Genomic DNA, 2,106 nt, shown 5'->3' with positions numbered 1-2,106 from the left:
GCTTCGGCGGATAAGGATCCCATGTCCAGGAGCTTTGCAAGCGCAGCGGTCTGGCTCACTGTCTGGATACGTCCAGCGGTGAGCTTGCAAAGCACCTGGTTAACGGAGTCTCGTGTTTCAGCCGCCAGCTTGCAGCCATATTCGGCCAGCTCACGGTCAATCTTGATCCCCCGGTCGTTGATTCTCCGTATCGCTGCGAATGCTTCGCGGTCAGACTTCAGCATAGGGTAGTTCAGGAACGGCATCGCCTTGAAGCTTCGACGCAACAGCTCGACATCGTTCGCACAATACTCAACGAACTGCGACCAGGCCACTGGGTCCAGTGCCGGATCCTCAAATGGCGGGCATGCGTAGCGCTTGATCAACGCCTTGGCATTCGCCGGCTTGGCCGCATCTGTGAACAAAGCTTTGGCCAACATGTCCAGGTTACCGGGCAGGTTGTGCGCGCGGGCCTGCGCTGCCGTACAAATCGTTCGCGACCAAGGATGCTCATACCCATAGCCTTCCTTCATCGCCTTGACCTCGAACTCAGCGTTGTGTGCAACAAGGGTGTTGTCAGGGTCTCGCAGCAGCTCGATCAGCTCCGGCTGAGTGCGGAGAATATCGGTGCTATTCGCCGCAGATTTTATGACGGGACCGTCGTTCACGGCGTAGCAGCTAACGATTATGCCGAAGTCCTTATCCCCGAAATACTGGGTCAGGCCATGTTCGATAGGGGTCGAGGATCGGGTTTCGAAATCAAGGAAAACGAATGCCATACGCACTCCGAAAAAGAAGGGCCGCCAAGGGCGCGGCCCCAAGTAGCAGGGACCTTAGATCAGGTCGTCGCCAGTGACATCCATCTTGACGCCCAAGGCTTCCAGATCTTCCGCCGTAATGCTGGGCCGGCGGCCTTGGATCTTCTCTCCGTGCTTGGAGAACCGAACCGCTACCAGATCCAGCTTCACCTGTGGCGGTGCTTCACTGTAAGGAGGTTGGTACGCATTGAACCGGAGCTGTACATTGACGAAGGCACCGGGATAGAACAGCGAGGCGTCTTTTGTCGGCAGGCCGTCGCCATCAAATAGGGGCAAGGGTCGATCAGCAAACGCGGACGGCTTCACCGCCACACGCCCATCGGCCATCTCATCCGTGTTCTTTTCCGGGGGCAGCAGGCTGTAGCTTCCTTGGCCGTTTTTGGCCTTGATTAGCTTGGCCTTGTACTCCGGACCAAAAGCATCTTTAGCTGCGGCCTCAAGCCCAGTTTCAATATCTTTCAGTTCCTTGGAGCCAGGCTCCAGGTAGAACCACATCGTGTACTTCGGTGCGCCTACTTTAGGTTCGTAGGGCTTAACCAGGTTGCAGTAGCGCATCTGGACATTTGTCAGTGTAATCGTTGCCATGTATTTGTTTCCTATGGTATCAATAAAAGTGAACTTTGATCGGGTGTAAATGTACTTACTTCATGTCCGGTCCCTCCTTGGCCTTTACGCCACGCAGGCATACCATAAACTGCGGCATTTTACGCCCTTGCTTACCAAGCCGGTCGTATGCCTTAATCTCGATGGCAACATCAATAAGGCTACCACCAGAAAAGAACTGCGGGGCATCTACCGGGTCTCCCTTCGCGTTCATCATGGATGGGATCTGGTAATATACCGTGCTTACCCTAACGCTCCCGTCTTCCTGGCGCTCCATTGGGTATCCAGATTGGGATCGCTTTGCCTGCTTTAACTTCTTATCGTGAGCATCTGACCAGCGGGCCACTGCTTCATTTTCCAAAGCCTTTTCAATAGCTTTGAACTCGGTTGACCCGGATCCGACAATAAAGGATAGTCCGTTCGCCGCGACCTCAGCTGATGGGTAGCCAAAGGGGATCACAGAGCTGTGGGATACTTTAAGATTTCTAAGAATAAGCGCTTCCATGTTACTTCGTCCGTTGTAGTGTCAGTTTGGGTTCTTCCTGGATGATCATCTCAGCCAGGTCTTCCGGTATTTCTTTCAGCAGTTTCTTTACCTGCGCTGGGGATGCGGGGGTGGTCGTTACCAAGGCATCCAGTTTGGTGTCCGGAATCGATCCAAGCATGCGCTGTGTTTCGATCCATCGCATAATCTGTAGCTTATCCG

General features: G+C 54.0%; 4 protein-coding genes. All 4 read right to left on the bottom strand.

The genetic code is table 11. The features are described from left to right. A partial coding sequence (locus tag E4680_RS13775; RefSeq protein ID WP_135283001.1) for a hypothetical protein occupies positions 1-758 on the bottom strand: 758 nt, incomplete at its 3' end. Positions 759-812: 54 nt separating this feature from the next. Further along, positions 813-1,382 carry an ssDNA-binding protein gene (locus E4680_RS13770; RefSeq protein ID WP_135283000.1) on the bottom strand — a complete coding sequence of 190 codons (570 nt, stop codon included), beginning with the start codon at positions 1,380-1,382 and terminating at the stop codon, positions 813-815. A 55-nt stretch (positions 1,383-1,437) separates the two neighbouring features. Beyond that, a complete protein-coding gene (locus tag E4680_RS13765) occupies positions 1,438-1,905 on the bottom strand; it encodes a hypothetical protein (protein ID WP_135282999.1) in 468 nt (155 codons plus the stop codon). Position 1,906: 1 nt separating this feature from the next. Next, positions 1,907-2,106 (bottom strand): hypothetical protein (locus E4680_RS13760; protein ID WP_205688952.1); only part of this gene is annotated, 200 nt, incomplete at its 5' end.

Source organism: Candidatus Macondimonas diazotrophica (assembly GCF_004684205.1).
GTDB lineage: Bacteria > Pseudomonadota > Gammaproteobacteria > UBA5335 > UBA5335 > Macondimonas > Macondimonas diazotrophica.
The sequence above is the reverse complement of the archived record's forward strand: the minus strand, read 5'-3'. Positions and strand labels throughout refer to the sequence as shown.